Below are 15,782 nucleotides of genomic sequence, written 5' to 3' on the forward strand. Positions count from 1 at the left end.
AATTGCATCATGATAGCACATCAAAATAAAATTGTGGGAGAAGGATTAACTTACGATGACGTTCTTCTAGTCCCAGCCTTTTCTGAAGTCTTACCTAGAGAAGTTAGCATTCAAACAAAATTTACCAAAAACATTACCCTTAATGTACCTATTGTATCCGCTGCTATGGATACCGTAACTGAAAGTAAAATGGCTATTGCTATGGCACGTGAAGGGGGTATTGGTGTTTTGCACAAAAACATGACTATCGTGCAACAAGCTGCTAAAGTTAAACGTGTAAAGCGTGCTGAAAATGGGATGATTATCGATCCTGTAACGCTTCCGTTGACGGCTAAAGTTGCAGATGCAAAACAATACATGAAAGAACACAGTATTGGAGGAATTCCAATCGTGGATGAAAGCGGTACCTTAAAGGGGATCGTGACCAATAGAGACTTGCGTTTTGAACACAAAAACAGCCGTCCTATTTCTGAGGTAATGACCAGTGAAAACTTGGTGACTGCTGGAGTGGGAACCTCTTTGAAAGATGCCGAAATTATTTTGCAAGAACATAAAATTGAAAAGCTACTTATTGTAGACGACAATTATAAATTGGCTGGGTTGATTACCTTTAGAGACATCACCAAGCTAACCCAAAAACCAAATGCCAACAAAGACGAATACGGTCGTTTGCGTGTGGCAGCTGCTATTGGTGTAACTGGGGATGCAGTTGAAAGAGCGGAAGCTTTGGTAAATGCCGGTGTTGATGCGGTTATTATCGATACAGCCCATGGTCATACCAAAGGTGTGGTAGCGGTATTGAAAGAAGTAAAGAAAAAGTTCCCTCAGTTAGAAGTGGTTGTTGGAAATATTGCAACTGGAGAAGCTGCTAAATATTTGGTAGAAGCAGGAGCGGACGCTGTTAAGGTAGGAATTGGACCTGGTTCTATCTGTACTACACGTGTAGTTGCAGGAGTTGGTTTCCCTCAGTTTTCGGCTGTTTTGGAGGTTGCTGCAGCTATAAAAGGTTCAGGAGTTCCTGTAATTGCCGATGGTGGTATCCGTTATACAGGAGATATCCCTAAAGCGATTGCAGCAGGTGCTGATAGTGTAATGCTAGGATCTTTATTGGCAGGAACTAAAGAATCCCCAGGTGAAACCATTATTTACGAAGGAAGAAAGTTCAAGTCTTACAGAGGGATGGGATCTGTTGAAGCTATGAAAGAAGGTAGTAAAGATCGCTATTTCCAAGATGTGGAAGATGATATCAAAAAATTGGTGCCAGAAGGTATCGTAGGACGTGTACCTTACAAAGGTGAATTGGTAGAGAGCATCCACCAGTTTATTGGAGGTTTACGCGCAGGAATGGGGTACTGCGGTGCTAAGGACATTGAGACCTTAAAGGAAAAAGGACAATTTGTGAAAATCACAGCTTCAGGAATCAATGAGAGCCACCCTCACGATGTAACAATTACAAAAGAAGCTCCTAACTATTCTAGATAGTAAGGGCAATTCTATAAAACAAAAAGCGCGATGGATTCATCGCGCTTTTTCTATTTATATAGTATAGTTTGTGAACTATTTTTTTGGTTTGATAATCATTCGGAAAGATTGGTCTTTGTTGATGTAATATCCAATCCAATCGTAAAGGGCACGCATTCTGTTTCTAAAGTTCACCAAAGACATGATGTGGACGAAAATCCATATACACCAAGCCAAAAATCCTTTAAAGAAAAACTTTTGGTCAGGGCCATCGGTAACGGCTTTGTTGCGTCCAATAATGGCCATTGAGCCCAGATCTTTATAGGTGAAAGGTTTCCATTCGGTAGTTGCACATAAATTTTTGCCTAGGTTCTTTGCTTGTTGAATGGCTGTTTGGGCCAATTGCGGATGTCCTTTTGGATAGTTGGGATCTCCTAAAACCAAAGCAGAATCGCCAATCGCATAGATATTGTCATAACCATCCACCAAATTGAAGGCGTTGGTTTTTAAACGTCTTCCAGGACCATAATTTTCTGAGGTAAATCCTTCAAAGGTTTTGGCTGAAATTCCCGCCGCCCATATTAGGTTTCGACTATGTATTTCTGTGCCATCTGATAAGGATATAATATCATCCTTAAAGTCCTTTACTAAAGTATTCAGTTTGATGGTTACCCCAAGTTCTTCCAGCTTTTTGTAGCTGTATTTTTGGGTTTTTTCAGACATCACAGCCAATACGGCATTTTGACCGTCAATGAGATAAATTTCACCTAAGTCGTCCATACTTAATTCTGGATAATCCTTTGTAAGGATGTGGGCGCGCATTTCAGCAAAAATTCCGGAAAGTTCCACTCCAGTAGGACCTGCACCAGCGATGACAAAGGATAGCAATTTTTTTCGGTCTTCTCTTTTTTCAAGACGTGTGGCGCGTTCCAATCGGGTGAAGATCACATTTCGCAAGGCTAAGGCGTCGCTAATGGTTTTCATTGGCAAACTGTATTCTTCAATGTTTTTATTGCCAAAGAAATTGGTTTCGGCTCCAGTGGCCATCACTAAAATATCATAGTAAAGCTCACCGTTGCTAACAATTATTTTGTTTTCCTGCGGGACAACTTTTTCCAAGGAACCCAATCTAAACTTAACGTTAGGCTTTGAGCGTAATATTTTCCTGAAAGGATAACTAATAGCTGAAGGTTCCATAAACCCAGCGGCGACTTGATAGAGTAGAGGTGGAAAGAAATTGTAATTGTTGGTGTCTACCAAAATTACATTATAGTTGGAGTTGCCAAGTTGGTTGATAAGTTCTAAACCAGCAAAGCCACCTCCAACAATGATGACGGTTTTTTTATTGGACATGATGTAATGGATGATCTGAATGTACCTACAAAGATATTGGCTACGGCCAAACTACAGAAGATTTGATAACATAAAAATAACATTGCAAAGCTCTTTTTTCAAAATGCAAATATTTTATGGTTTAAGGTGCGTATAGTAAGCTGTTTTGCTGAAAAAGTTGCGATTTATGGATCTTTTAGAATGTGTTTCAATCCTAATAGCAGATTGTGTTCCAAGGTGTCAATATGGCCATCGACCATAAAAAGTTCTTTGATTTCTGTTATTAAGGTTTCCAGCTCTTCTGGATTGTAATTAAGGGAAGAAAGTGAGGACCTAATTTTCTGAATACTTTGATAGTCGTTGTCCTTGTCAAATTCACGATGGATCTGCTGAAGGTCTAAATCCTTTATTTTTGATTTTATGTATGCTTTTTCAGCTTTGGATTCGTTGAAATCGGCATGGGAACAAAAAATCATGATGTATGCCTTTAATTCGTCTTTGGTCCAATTGGTAACAAAATCATTCATGAAGTATAAATTTTGTGGTTTGGGAGTGAATATCTATGTCTTTTAAAATTACGGAATTAAATTGTATAAATGAATTTTAGATATTAAAAAAGCCCTATACATAAGGATAGGGCTTTGAAGATTTTAGTTTGTACTGAATTTATTCAGGGCAAATAAATTTTATGTTGGAAGCCTCTCCTTTTTTAGAGTCTCCATTCACTTTAAAGTCGGTGAAAATATTGGCAAAATTCGCATTGTTTTGATTACAGTCCGCATCAAAAATAATAGCGAATGTAGTTTCTGAACAAGCTTCCAAATCGCCAATCCAGGTTAGAACCGTTGGCGCTCCAGGACCATTGCCAGGATTAACGGAATATTCTTTACCATCTAATGGTGTAAAATCCACAATGTGAGGACAAGTAAATTGAACAACAGCATTTTCCATAGCTTCAACGTTGGAATAGGTGAATACATATGTGTTGTCTCCTAAATCCTCATAGCTAAAGCTTTCTTCACAAGGGCAGATACCTATTAAAGAATAGGTAGCATCTAATGTAAGATCATCAGAAAGACCTTCTTGTTTAACACTAAATGATATTTTATCACAAGCTTCCCAATCCATTGGTAAATTGTATATCAGAGATACAATTTCTCCACCTTCCAGATTATCTTGAATTATTGGAGAAATATTGACTACTTGTGGTTCTTCGTTAATAGTAACATCAGTTATTTCGATTTCTATTGAGGAATCAAAATTTGCATTTCCTGTGTACTGATAATAAACATCAATTATAAATTGTGTTTCGGTATTATAGGCTTCATAACTTATCTCTTTTCTTTTATATCCATTGCCGTTACCGTTCTCATAAAAGTCAGAGTCTGCCATTACAAAGTAATTGCCGCTACCGGCAACAATACAAGTAGTTTCGCAGTCTACGTAGGCTTCACGCATGGCAGAAGTGCTCATGGTGATGTTCTTTACAGAACTTAGCTTTTCTAAGCTTAAGGATTGTGTGTTATCAGGGATTTGGTTGTCCTGTAATTCTTCAGATTGACAGGAAAACATTAGGATAGAAACCAACATACAGCACCCTAAGAACTGGTTGATTTTGGGCATGTTCTTCATGATTCATTTAGTTAAGGTTACTAGCAAACACTATTGTTTGTTAGGATTTTACAAACAAATGAATTGATTTTTGTAATTCTGAAGATTTATATTTGATGTAATGAGTTAAAAAGCAGAGGAATAACAGGTTGGCTCAAAAATCATCGACGAAATGCATTTCTTACAATAGTAGGAAAAAAGTAAAATACAGGTTTATGGAATAAACCAGTTAGTTATTCCAATGATTTAGGTTTTCTTTTAAGGTGTTTGATTTGGAAAGGTAATGAGCTGCCCAAAATGAAATCCAAATGGTATAAATTAAAAACACGGAAATTCCTGTCTCTAAATTTTGGGTGGCTAATAGTAAACTTAAAATCACCCCTAATGCAAAATTGAGCAGGACAGCGTTTTTAATTCGCATGTTGAAAACACCGGTCAAAAAATTCCATCTTGTAAGTTCATTGGTAATAACCGGTTGTTGTGGATTGGAGAAATCTATGGAGACTTGTTGGGAAGGTTCCATTTTTACAATCAATTGATTATCCTGACGGAGGTAATCGTAGTCGAATTTCCTTAAGAAATCCTCGGTATGTTGCAGTTTCATATAGTTTGTCGTTAATCGGTATTTGGCTGCTAGAATGGCTAACAGCCTCATGTTGGTTAACTTGAACTGTAAATTTACTATTTAAAGCTAGGAAGCTTTCAATTTCAATGTTAAGAGAATGTAAAGTTTTGCTTTAAAATGAAATTCCTCATACCTATTCAACCTGTGATGTTGTGTCTTCTGATGTATAATTCAACAACAAGTCTATGGTACTAGCCGTAACTGAGTGGTAATTGCCACGTGTCTCCTTGTAGATGGATAAAGCTTCCTCAACTTTGTCAGCTTTTTTATAGGCTTTAAACAAGGTTTCTACATACCATCTACGACCTACCTGGGTTAAAAAGGATGCAATATTTTTATCGACATCATTACCTCTGTAATCGTGAATGATGGACTGTTCAAACCAAACCATGGCAATATGGGAGTTGCCAGAATTTGTAAAGTCAAAGGCGTTGTCTAAAAGCGCCATTTGTTCTGGCGTGATGGTTTCTGGGAAATTGCGAATAAAATGTACCCATTCCTGTGTGGTCCAATTGTTGGTCAAGGCAGTATCTACTTCATTCAATTTTAGAAATTGTTCTAGAGTGCGTTCTGCATTGTCAAATTTATCTGAAGTAATTACTGCCGCATTGGAAGGAATTCCAGGCTTATAAATCCATTCTCCTGTATTGAACTTGAGGTTATTTGGTTCCAGTAGCTTTGTGTTAAGGTAGTTTACAAAATCCTCTGTAGTTAGTGTTGTAAAGGCATTGGTTGTAAAATAACTCTTCAAAAACACATCAAACTTATCTCGGCCAACAGTTTCTTCCAAGGTTCTTAAAAATAGGTACCCTTTATCATATGCAATGCTGTTCATGCCATCGTCTGGATTCTCGTTTTTTAAGTCCAATTTTAATTGTGTGCTTTCTGGAGTGTCTTTCAAATCTTCAATTTCATCTTCCAAATCCTGACGTCCAATCAAGGCCAACATATCTGCACGTTCCTTTCCATAAAGGGCTTCCATAATCCTTATTTCAAAATACACCGTAAAGCCTTCATTCAGCCAGAAGTCATTCCAAGTGGAGTTGGTTACTAAATTCCCGGACCAAGAATGCGCCAATTCATGGGCGATTACTGAAGTTAAACTTTTGTCTCCCGCAATTAGGGTAGGCGTAGCAAAAGTAAGTCTTGGGTTTTCCATGCCTCCAAAAGGGAAACTAGGAGGCAATACAATGACGTCGAATTGTTCCCAAGCATAAGTGCCATAAAGAGCTTCGGCAGCTTTGAGCATGTTGTCCATTTCGGAAAATTCATTTTGAACCTTATCAATCATAGAGGTTTCGGCATATACCCCTGTACGGTTGCTAATGGCTCTGTATTCTAAATTTCCAACGGAAAGTGCTATCAAGTAAGGAGAGATTGGTTGTTTCATTTGAAAATGATATGATCCCTCGGGATTTTTTTCTTTTGGGTTTTCGGCACTCATCACTGCCATTAGTTCATTTGGAACTTTTACGTTGGCGTTGTAAGTGATGCGTATTTGCGGACTATCTTGAATAGGAATCCAAGTACGGGTTAAAATAGCCTGACCTTGTGTGAACAGGAACGGGTGGGTTTTGTCGGCAGTTTGCTGTGGATCCAACCATTGCAGTGCCTCGGTGCGTTCTGTGGTTTCATAAAACACTTTGATGGTTTTCGTATCGTTCTTAATATCTATATGAAGTGCTTGCCCCAGAAATTCATCAAAATCACCCAAACGGAATGAAGTTTCTTTGCCATCAGCTTCGACACTTTTAATATTCAAAAACTTACTGTCTAAAACAATTTCAGACACATTGTTGTTGGTAATGTCATAACTAGCCGATCCTTTTAGAGTTTGCGTATCAAAATCAACTTCAATGTCTAAATCTAAATGGTTGATGTAGGCCTTGTTGGGGATGGCAAAGGAATGAGGCTCCTCTACAAAAGTTTTGGTTTCAATAGGTTCCTTTTCACTAGCACAGTTAAAGCATGACAATGCTATGGCAAATAGAAAAATAAGGGGATATTTCATGTTTTGGTAATTATTGATTTTGGTACACTTGGCCACGGTGGGGTTTAAGTGCATCTCGTATAGGTTTCATCTGGGACTCGTCCATCACCAAAAAAGCGATGGAATGCATATCAGATAAGGTTTCAACACCCGTAATCTCGATATCCAGATTTTGCATGCGAATATACTCTTTTAAATGGATTTCATGGTGTTGGGCGGTCTTAAGGGCGGCTGGCCCACGGAAGTCCCAGATTAATTTTAATTTACGCATTGGCTACAGAAGTTCCTTTTTCGGCAAAGTTCTTAAAATCTACCATGTATTGCAACGATTGTTTTTTAAAAGCACTGGGCATAAATTTGGTCATTAATTTCATGGTAAAGCTTAAGGGCACAAATTCGTTATCCGAAGTCCAAATGGTATGGCCTTCTTCGGTTTGACTAAAATAGTTTTCCTGTATGTTGTGCAGACCATGAGTAGTGTAGGTAGCATGCAATTCGTAAGGTAAATTGGCATGCGTAATGGTTTCAATAAGTTCCATCACTCGATTGCCCAATTTGTAAATCAACTTCATTTTGGAACCAAGTTCTCCTGGGGTACCCGAAATATGTTCGGCAGCAATAAGGCCTTTTTGCCAATGCTTCATGTTCTCGGTGTTGTTGAATTTATGCAGAAATTCATTCAACGGTAAGGCCACGGTAATTTTTGTGGAGTACTTCATTGTTAGCAATTTATTTAAGAATTAAATATACTATGATATTTTGAAAATCGATTTGTTTTTCTGGTTTTCAACTGAAAATGGAGAAATTTTAACAAGAGAAGAGAAAGCATTTTTATACGAATTGCAGAATACAGCCGTTTCATAAAAGCAGCTTGCTAAATATGCTAAATATGTTATTTTTGCTGCAATTGACCAATTGATTTTAACTATGAAATTAAAACTAAAGTTTTTAGTCCTTTCTTTATTTGTATCGGGGTTTGTGAGTGCGCAAACCACAAGTGATGATGTATTGTTTACTGTTGATGGAGATCCTGTAAAGGCTTCGGAATTCATTAGGGTTTATAATAAAAACCTTGATTTGGTAAAGGACGAATCGCAAAAGGATGTAGATGAATATTTAAAACTTTTTGTAAACTATCAGTTGAAAATCAAGGAAGCCAAGCGTTTGGGGCTTGATGACAATGCCCAGTATAAAAGGGAGTTTGGTAATTACAAAAAACAGTTGACCAAAAATTTTCTTACGGATAATAAGGTAACCGATGCTTTGGTAAAGGAGGCTTATGAGCGTATGTCTTACGACATTAAGGCTTCGCATATTTTATTTCGAGTAGAAGAAGCAGAGCGTGATACTTTGAAGGTTTACAACGATTTGTTGGCCTTGCGAGAAAGAGCCTTGAAAGATGGTTTTGAAACGGTTTTCAACGAATTGAACACAAAATACAAGGCACCTGGTTCAAGGGAAATCAATTATAAGGGACATGAAACCTACGCTGAAGAGTTGGGGTATTTTTCAGCTTTCAAAATGGTTTATAATTTTGAAACGGTGGCTTACAATACTAAAGTTGGCGATATTTCTATGCCGTTCAGAACGCGTTTTGGTTACCACATTGTGATGGTAGAGGACAAGCGTCCTTCTCGTGGAGAGGTAACTGTAGAGCACATTATGGTGTCTAAAGTTCAAAAGGATGATTCATTAGATCCGGAAGTACGTATCAATGAGCTTTACAAAAAAATCATGCAAGGTGAGTCCTTTGAGGCTGTGGCAAAACAGTTTTCCGACGATAAAAGTTCAGCCGCTAAAGGAGGGTTGTTGCCGTCGTTTAAAGGAGGACAGTTAAGTTCTTCTGAATTTGAAGAAGTGGCATTTGGCTTGACTGAAAACGGACAGATTTCAGAGCCTTTCAAAACTGAATTTGGGTGGCATATTGTGAAACTGATTGACAAAAAAGGAAATCCAGAATTTGATACCATTAAGTTGGAATTGGAGCAGCGCGTAAAGCGTGATTCACGTTCGGCTATAATCAATACGGCGCTAACCAATAATTTAAAGCAACGCTATAATGTTAAGGACAACCAAGAGGCTTTGACATATTTTGAAGGATTGATCAACCCTGATTATTTCCAAAACGGTTGGGCTTTGCCCGCAGATTTCACTAAGGATAAAACCTTTATCACCATTGGGAAACAAGACTATACTTATGGAGAGTTTGGGGATTATTTAGTATCTTCTCAAAGAAAATACTTTGGAAAGCAATTGGCCAATGCCGAAGTGGTTGCAGCTGAGTACGCGGCCTTTTTGGAAGCCAAACTTATAGACTACCGTGAGCGTAATCTTGAGTTTGAAGATGAAGAGTTTGCCTTTATTTTAGGAGAATATAGAGATGGTTTGTTGTTGTTTGACCTTATGGAAAAGGAAGTTTGGAACACAGCTTCTAAAGATACCGTTGGGTTGAAAAACTATTACGAATCTCATAAAGCAGATTACGTTTGGCCGGTTAGGGCAGATGCGGTGGTGGCTTCGGCGGCTAAAAAAAGAGACATTTCCAAAGTAGAGGATTTATTGGAAGAGCATAAGTCGGTTGAAGAAATCAGTGCTAAATTGAATACTGAGAGCGAGCAAAAGGTTATTTTTACAAAAGGAATCATGGATACTACCCATCAAGCACTTCCGGAGGATTTTGAATTCAAAAAAGGCGTGTCTTCGATTTATAAATTCAACGATTCCTATCATGTCGCTCTTGTAGAGGAAGTGTATCCCAAAGGTCCTAAAACTTTTGAAGAGGCAAGAGGAAGTGTGGTGAGTGATTATCAGAATTACATTGAAGAAAACTGGTTGAACACTTTGCATGAGCGTTACAATGTTGAAATAGATCAAGAAGTATTGGCTAAAGTGAAATCTCAAATTCTGAATTAATTGAATAAATACAGTATCATCATACTGCTGTTGCTGCTTGCAGTCTTCTCTTGCGATATGTTTAAAAAGGCAGACGACAGGATTCCTATTGCCCGGGTCAATGAATCTTACCTTTACAAAGAGGATTTAGAAGGCTTGGTGGCAGAAGGCACACCTCCTGAGGATAGTGCGTTGTTAGTTAATGGGTTTATCAACCGATGGGCAACACAGTTGTTGTTGGTAGATGGGGCACAAACCAACCTTCCAGAGAAAATGCAACAGGATTTTAACAAGTTGGTATCGCAGTACAAAAAAGATCTTTTTACCAAAGCCTATTTGGATGCCTTGGTGAAAAGAAATATTGACACTACAGTAACTTCAGAAGAGGCACAAAACGTTTATGATCTAAACAAGGAAACCTTTAAGCTTAATGAAGAGTTGTTGAAGTTGCGTTACATTAAAATTGCGCAAAACGCTATCAATAAGGACGATATTGAGAAACGCTTTAAACGTTACACCGATGAGGATAAACGTTATTTGGACTCTATTTCCATTCAATTTAAGTCCTACACGCTAAACGATTCAGTTTGGGTGAAAGTTTCCCAAGTCATCAACAAGGTTCCTGTGTTATACGCTGAGAATAAAAAAGAACTGTTAAAAAAATCTAATTTTTTACAGCTCAAAGATTCATTAGACCTATATTTGATGCAAATAAATGATGTCCTTTTGCAAAATGATTATGCACCCTTGGAATACGTCAAGCCAACCATTAATCAAATTGTAATGAACAAAAGGAAATTGGAACTCATTAAACAGCTGGAAAAAGATATTACCAAAGATGCTATTAAAAACAAACAATTTGAAATCTTCAATTAATATGAAATTTATGCTGGCCACTTTGGCGTTTATGTCATACGGGGCGGGCAATGCACAGGAAGTCATAGAAGAACCTGAAGTAGAAAAAAAGGAGCTAACCATAGACCCTAGCGCACGGAAAAAAGTGGATGGTGTGGTTGCTGTGGTTGGAGATTTTGTAGTTTTAGATTCAGATATCGATAAGGAGTTTGTTCAGTTGCAGGCTAGAGGGGTATCTACCGCAGACATTACCAGATGCCAGTTGTTTGGGAAATTGTTGGAGGATAAGCTGTACACACATCACGCTATTCAGGATAGTATCACCGTGAATGAATTGGAAATTCGTTCCAACATCGAGCAGCAGATTAGTGCGTTTTTGGAGCAGACCAACGGGTCTATGGATGAACTGTTAAAATTCTACAATAAGGACAGCGAGCAGAGTTTAAGGGAAGAAATGTTCATCATCAACAAAAATGGAAAGTTGGCATTTGAGATGCAAAACAAGATTGTTGCTGATATTGAAGTGACTCCAGAAGAAGTGCGTGAGTATTTTAATGGGATTCCTAAAGATGAGCGTCCGATATTTGGTACGGAGCTAAAGGTAGGTCAGATAGTAGTGATTCCAGAAGTTTCTGAAGAAGAAAAGCAAAAGGTAATTAACAGGCTTAAGGAATTTAAAGCCGACGTTATTGAAAACGGTGCGAGTTTTACAACCAAAGCTGTGTTTTATTCAGACGATGTTGCCTCTAGAAAAAATGGAGGAAAATACGAATTGAATAAAAAGCATCCTCAAATGGTAAAGGAGTTTAGAGAAGTTGCCTTTTCATTACAGGAAGGTGAAATTTCCGAACCTTTCGAAACAGAGTTTGGATACCATATCATCTATCTTGAAAAAATTAGAGGACAGATTTATGAGGTAAGACATATTTTACTGCGTCCAGAGATAACTGAAGAATCTATTAAGAAAGCTAAGGATGAAATAGAGCTTGTAAGAAAGCGCATTGTAGATGGTGAAGTGTCTTTTGCAGATGCCGCAAGAGAATTCAGTGATGAGAAGGAAACCAAGCAAGACGGAGGACAATTGATCAACCCAAGAACACAGGATCATAATTTTGAGTTAACAAAAATGGATCCAGAACTATATTCTCAAATTCAAAATTTGAAAGATGGAGAAGTGAGTTTGGTGCTTCAGGATGAAGATCGTGTAAACCGTATTAAATTTAAAATCTTGACGGTAACAGATAGAATAGATGAACATGAAGCAGATTTTGCCAGAGATTATTTGAAAATTAAAAACCTAGCAGAACAACAAAAGCAATATGAAGCCATTGATAAGTGGACTGAAGAGAAAATTCAGGAAACTTATATAAAAATTAATGGTGAATACAGAGATTGCGAGTTTAACAGTAATTGGTTAAAAAAAGAAAAATAATATGTCTGACGTAGCAGCTGTAGAACAGTTTGTAAAAAAATACAAAGCCTTAAAGAGTGAAGTTGCAAAAGTAATTGTTGGTCAAGATGAAGTGGTAAATCAAATTTTGATTTCCATTTTCTCTGGAGGTCATTCCCTGTTGGTGGGAGTGCCTGGATTGGCAAAAACCTTGATGGTAAATACCATTGCACAAGCCTTAGGTTTAGATTTCAAACGTATACAGTTTACACCAGACTTAATGCCTAGTGATATTTTAGGAAGTGAGATTTTGGATGAAAATCGCCATTTCAAATTTATCAAGGGGCCAATTTTTGCCAATATTATCTTGGCAGACGAAATCAACAGAACACCACCTAAAACCCAAGCAGCCCTTTTAGAGGCGATGCAAGAGCGTGCGGTGACGGTTGCAGGACACCACTACAAATTGAGCCTGCCTTATTTTGTGTTGGCAACACAAAACCCAATTGAACAGGAAGGAACTTATCCTTTGCCAGAAGCCCAATTGGACCGTTTTATGTTTGCCATTAATTTAAAATATCCTTCTTTTAGGGAAGAGGTAGAAGTTGTAAAAGTAACCACTTCAGACAACAAACCTCAAGTAAACGCTTTGTTTACAGCCGAGGAAATCATCAAATTCCAAAGTGTTATTCGTCGAATTCCCGTAGCGGACAATGTGATTGAATATGCCGTGGGAATGGTGGCAAAAACCAGACCAAACGAATCAACTGCTTCAGAATTGGTAAAAGAGTTTGTGGATTGGGGAGCAGGTCCAAGAGCATCGCAAAATTTGATTTTAGCTGCCAAGACACACGCAGCAATCCAAGGAAAATTTTCTCCTGATATTGAAAATGTACAAGCCGTTGCAAATGGGATACTAAGACACCGTATCATCAAAAACTACAAAGCCGAAGCCGAAGGGATCACAGACGAACGAATTATAGAGAGTTTGTTTTAGTTTTTAGAAAAGGTTTCAGTATATTCTTCTATAAGTATTTATAATTCTATTCACGAAAAGCCTTATTTCTTATAAGATTATGCTTTTGTGTGAAGTGTCTATACCGCAAATAGGAACGAGGTGTTAAAAAGTTGACTTGTTAAAGTGAAAATTATGTGTAAATTCAAACTTTAACTCCATAGAAACGCACTTCTTTTACATGGACATTAATTACCAGAAAAGAATTTTTGGGTTGGACCTTATGAGAGCCTTGGCAATAATGCTGGTGGTGTTTTCTCATATCAAATGGATACTTCCTGAGACTTCCCAATTACTCTCCAATATCATGGGGTTGTCTGGTTTTATTGGTGTCGAAATATTTTTTGTGTTAAGTGGTTTTTTGATTGGCCGATTGATGTACCATAGCTTTGTTTTGGAAGATATTAATAGAGCAAGTTTATGTTATTTTTGGATCCGGCGTTGGTTTAGAACCTTACCTAATTATTATTTAGTTCTTCTTCTCAATATTGCCATTGCCTTGTTTTTAGGATTTGAATTGCCCAATAATGTATGGAAATATGGCTTTTTTCTTCAAAATTTCGCTTGGGAACTTCCCTTCTTTTTTAACGAATCATGGACTTTGTCAGTGGAAGAGTTTGCCTATATTTTAGGTCCAGGGATTTTATATGTAATAGTTGGAAGTTTTAAAGGCGTTAGCAAATCGTCCTTCTTTTTAATTGCTACTATTGGGATTATTCTATTTTTCTCCCTCACCAAATTGTGGTTCTATATGAAGGGGCCAACAGTAGATATGGTGTCTTGGAATTTAAATTTAAAAGCTGTAGTGGTGTACAGAATTGATGCTATTTATTATGGGGTATTGGCGGCTTTTATATCAATGGTTAACCCAAACTTTTGGAACAAGTATAAAAATGTTCTGTTTGGGGTTGGCGTAAGTATATTTTTAGGACTGAATGTAATTCTATCCTGGAAACAGATATTTATAGAGGTATATCCTCTGTTTTGGAATGTATTTTATTTACCAATTAATAGCATTGCCATTATGCTTACGCTTCCTTTAATGAGTAGTATTAAAACTGCTAGGAATATATTTTTGAAGGCCATTACCTTTATTAGCATAATTTCATATAGCATTTATTTGTTGCATTATTCCGTAGTGATGCAGCTGCTAAAGCATTTTGTGTCTACAGAAGGTTTGGGGCGTATTGAGCTATGTTTATATTGTAGCGGTTATTTGGCAATTACTATTTTGGTAGCTTATATGGTTTACAGATATTATGAAAAACCTATGATGGACTTACGGGATAAAAGAACAATAATTAAGCTGGTAAGGTAGCATGGAGAAGTCGAGAATTTTTGGCTTGGATGCTATAAGGGCAGTAGCTATTTTATTAGTATTAGTTTCACATTCTTCTTTATTACTTTATCCTAATCAAGAAAACACGTTGCTTACGGCCATTAGATTTTTTGGAACGATAGGCGTTGATTTATTTTTTGTTTTAAGTGGCTTTTTAATTGGTGGCATTATTTTAAAGCAGATAAACTCCAATAAAATACAGCTTAAAGATTTTGTTTATTTCTGGATAAGACGTTGGTTTAGGACCTTACCCAATTATTATTTCATTTTAGTTATAAATATATTTTTGGTCTATATTTTTTATGGTGAAATTATAAAGGGTGTTGGCTGCTATTTTTTGTTCTTGCAAAATTTTGCCTCTCCACAAGAAGATTTTTTCACAGAATCGTGGAGTTTATCAATAGAGGAATTTGCTTATGTAATAGGGCCATTACTTTTATATTTTAGCATTGTCTTAGTAAAACGAGTTCCTAAACATTTGCTGTTTCTTTTTATTACGGTACTAATTATAATAGGAATCACAATTTCCAGATATTATTTTCACGTCAATAATATTCTTGAATCTGGACAGGAGTGGAGTAGAGCATTGCGAAAAGTAGTTGTCTATAGAATTGATGCTATTTATTATGGTTTTTTGGCAGTGTATATAGCCACATACTTTAAAAGTGAATGGCAAAATTATAGAGTCTATAGTTTGGTTGTAGGAATACTATTTTTTTTAGGAATGCATGCTGTTATTTCTTATGCAGCATTAAGTCCAGAAAATTCCCAATTCTTTTTTAATGTATTTTATTTGCCGTTCGTGGCCATTGCTTTATTACTATGTTTTCCATTTGTCATACAAATAAAAGGTAAGGGCTCTCTAAAAAGAGTGATTACAAAACTGAGCGTTTTGTCATACGGACTTTATTTGATCAATTATTCCATACTATTGTTAACCATTCAGCATTTTATGGATCTGAGTGAATCTTCGATAATGCGGAAGGCGATAGTTTTATTGGTGTATTGGAGCCTGTCCCTTTATTTGAGTAACCTCTTGTATACCTATTTTGAAAAACCAATAATGGATTTAAGAGATCGGCCAAAATTGAAATCTCTGTTGAATAGATAAATTAGGAAAATTACTGTTTTTTCAACGGATGGACCTCAAAAATCATACGAATTAATTATCGTATTATATCGATTTCGTATGGTTGGATATTGTATTCAATATTTTATTTTTAAAACTTTGTATTAATTCTTTATTTTTGCGAGGCTAAAGAAAAAAATATG

Annotated in this window: 15 protein-coding genes; 7 read left to right on the forward strand and 8 right to left on the reverse strand. The window is 36.9% G+C overall.

Annotated features, from left to right (window positions below; genetic code table 11):
* Nucleotides 1-9 precede the first annotated feature (9 nt).
* Nucleotides 10-1,482: an IMP dehydrogenase gene (gene guaB / locus BKM32_RS09570; protein ID WP_076663600.1), complete on the forward strand. Its 1,473-nt coding sequence runs from the start codon at nucleotides 10-12 to the stop codon at nucleotides 1,480-1,482.
* Here the strand turns inward: guaB and BKM32_RS16665 are convergent.
* From BKM32_RS16665 to BKM32_RS09605, 8 genes are all read right to left on the reverse strand, one after another.
* Nucleotides 1,475-1,621, reverse strand: coding sequence for a DUF4035 domain-containing protein (locus BKM32_RS16665; protein ID WP_371328832.1), 147 nt, complete (start codon nucleotides 1,619-1,621; stop codon nucleotides 1,475-1,477). The two genes, guaB and BKM32_RS16665, sit on opposite strands and share 8 nt — an antisense overlap.
* A complete protein-coding gene (locus tag BKM32_RS09575) occupies nucleotides 1,558-2,814 on the reverse strand; it encodes an NAD(P)/FAD-dependent oxidoreductase (protein WP_076663601.1) in 1,257 nt (418 codons plus the stop codon). Before BKM32_RS09575 ends, BKM32_RS16665 begins: the two co-directional genes overlap by 64 nt.
* 164 nt (nucleotides 2,815-2,978) lie before the next feature.
* Nucleotides 2,979-3,320, reverse strand: a complete 342-nt coding sequence (locus BKM32_RS09580; protein WP_053978374.1) for a hypothetical protein — start codon at nucleotides 3,318-3,320, stop codon at nucleotides 2,979-2,981.
* 139 nt (nucleotides 3,321-3,459) lie between these two features.
* Nucleotides 3,460-4,425, reverse strand: a complete 966-nt coding sequence (locus BKM32_RS09585; protein ID WP_076663602.1) for a hypothetical protein — start codon at nucleotides 4,423-4,425, stop codon at nucleotides 3,460-3,462.
* Nucleotides 4,426-4,633: 208 nt separating this feature from the next.
* The gene (locus BKM32_RS09590) at nucleotides 4,634-5,059 is read right to left on the reverse strand and encodes a hypothetical protein (protein ID WP_083702148.1); all 426 of its coding nucleotides are present in this window, start codon (nucleotides 5,057-5,059) and stop codon (nucleotides 4,634-4,636) included.
* 103 nt (nucleotides 5,060-5,162) lie between these two features.
* A complete protein-coding gene (locus BKM32_RS09595) occupies nucleotides 5,163-7,040 on the reverse strand; it encodes a M1 family metallopeptidase (RefSeq protein WP_076663641.1) in 1,878 nt (625 codons plus the stop codon).
* A gap of 10 nt (nucleotides 7,041-7,050) precedes the next feature.
* Nucleotides 7,051-7,290 (reverse strand): hypothetical protein, encoded by a 240-nt coding sequence (locus BKM32_RS09600; RefSeq protein WP_076663603.1) that lies wholly within the window; start codon nucleotides 7,288-7,290, stop codon nucleotides 7,051-7,053.
* Nucleotides 7,283-7,738, reverse strand: a complete 456-nt coding sequence (locus BKM32_RS09605; RefSeq protein ID WP_076663604.1) for an SRPBCC family protein — start codon at nucleotides 7,736-7,738, stop codon at nucleotides 7,283-7,285. The genes BKM32_RS09600 and BKM32_RS09605 overlap by 8 nt, the downstream gene beginning before the upstream one ends.
* Before the next feature lie 208 nt (nucleotides 7,739-7,946).
* Here BKM32_RS09605 and BKM32_RS09610 point away from each other — a divergent pair, with 208 nt between their 5' ends.
* From BKM32_RS09610 to BKM32_RS09635, 6 genes are all read left to right on the forward strand, one after another.
* Nucleotides 7,947-9,932, forward strand: coding sequence for a peptidylprolyl isomerase (locus tag BKM32_RS09610; protein ID WP_076663605.1), 1,986 nt, complete (start codon nucleotides 7,947-7,949; stop codon nucleotides 9,930-9,932).
* Nucleotides 9,933-10,787 (forward strand): peptidyl-prolyl cis-trans isomerase, encoded by an 855-nt coding sequence (locus BKM32_RS09615; protein WP_253187443.1) that lies wholly within the window; start codon nucleotides 9,933-9,935, stop codon nucleotides 10,785-10,787.
* A 1-nt stretch (nucleotide 10,788) separates the two neighbouring features.
* Entirely contained in the window at nucleotides 10,789-12,198 is a 1,410-nt protein-coding gene (locus tag BKM32_RS09620; RefSeq protein WP_253187444.1) for a peptidylprolyl isomerase, read from the forward strand.
* Between the two features lies 1 nt (nucleotide 12,199).
* On the forward strand, nucleotides 12,200-13,153 hold the full coding sequence (locus BKM32_RS09625) for a MoxR family ATPase (RefSeq protein WP_076663608.1): 954 nt from the start codon (nucleotides 12,200-12,202) through the stop codon (nucleotides 13,151-13,153).
* 199 nt (nucleotides 13,154-13,352) lie between these two features.
* Complete coding sequence (locus BKM32_RS09630; RefSeq protein WP_076663609.1) at nucleotides 13,353-14,489, forward strand: acyltransferase; 1,137 nt, start codon at nucleotides 13,353-13,355, stop codon at nucleotides 14,487-14,489.
* Nucleotide 14,490: 1 nt separating this feature from the next.
* Complete coding sequence (locus tag BKM32_RS09635) at nucleotides 14,491-15,621, forward strand: acyltransferase (RefSeq protein WP_076663610.1); 1,131 nt, start codon at nucleotides 14,491-14,493, stop codon at nucleotides 15,619-15,621.
* Nucleotides 15,622-15,782: the final 161 nt, after the last annotated feature.

The organism is Mangrovimonas sp. DI 80 (assembly GCF_001975575.1).
Classification (GTDB): domain Bacteria; phylum Bacteroidota; class Bacteroidia; order Flavobacteriales; family Flavobacteriaceae; genus Mangrovimonas_A; species Mangrovimonas_A xylaniphaga.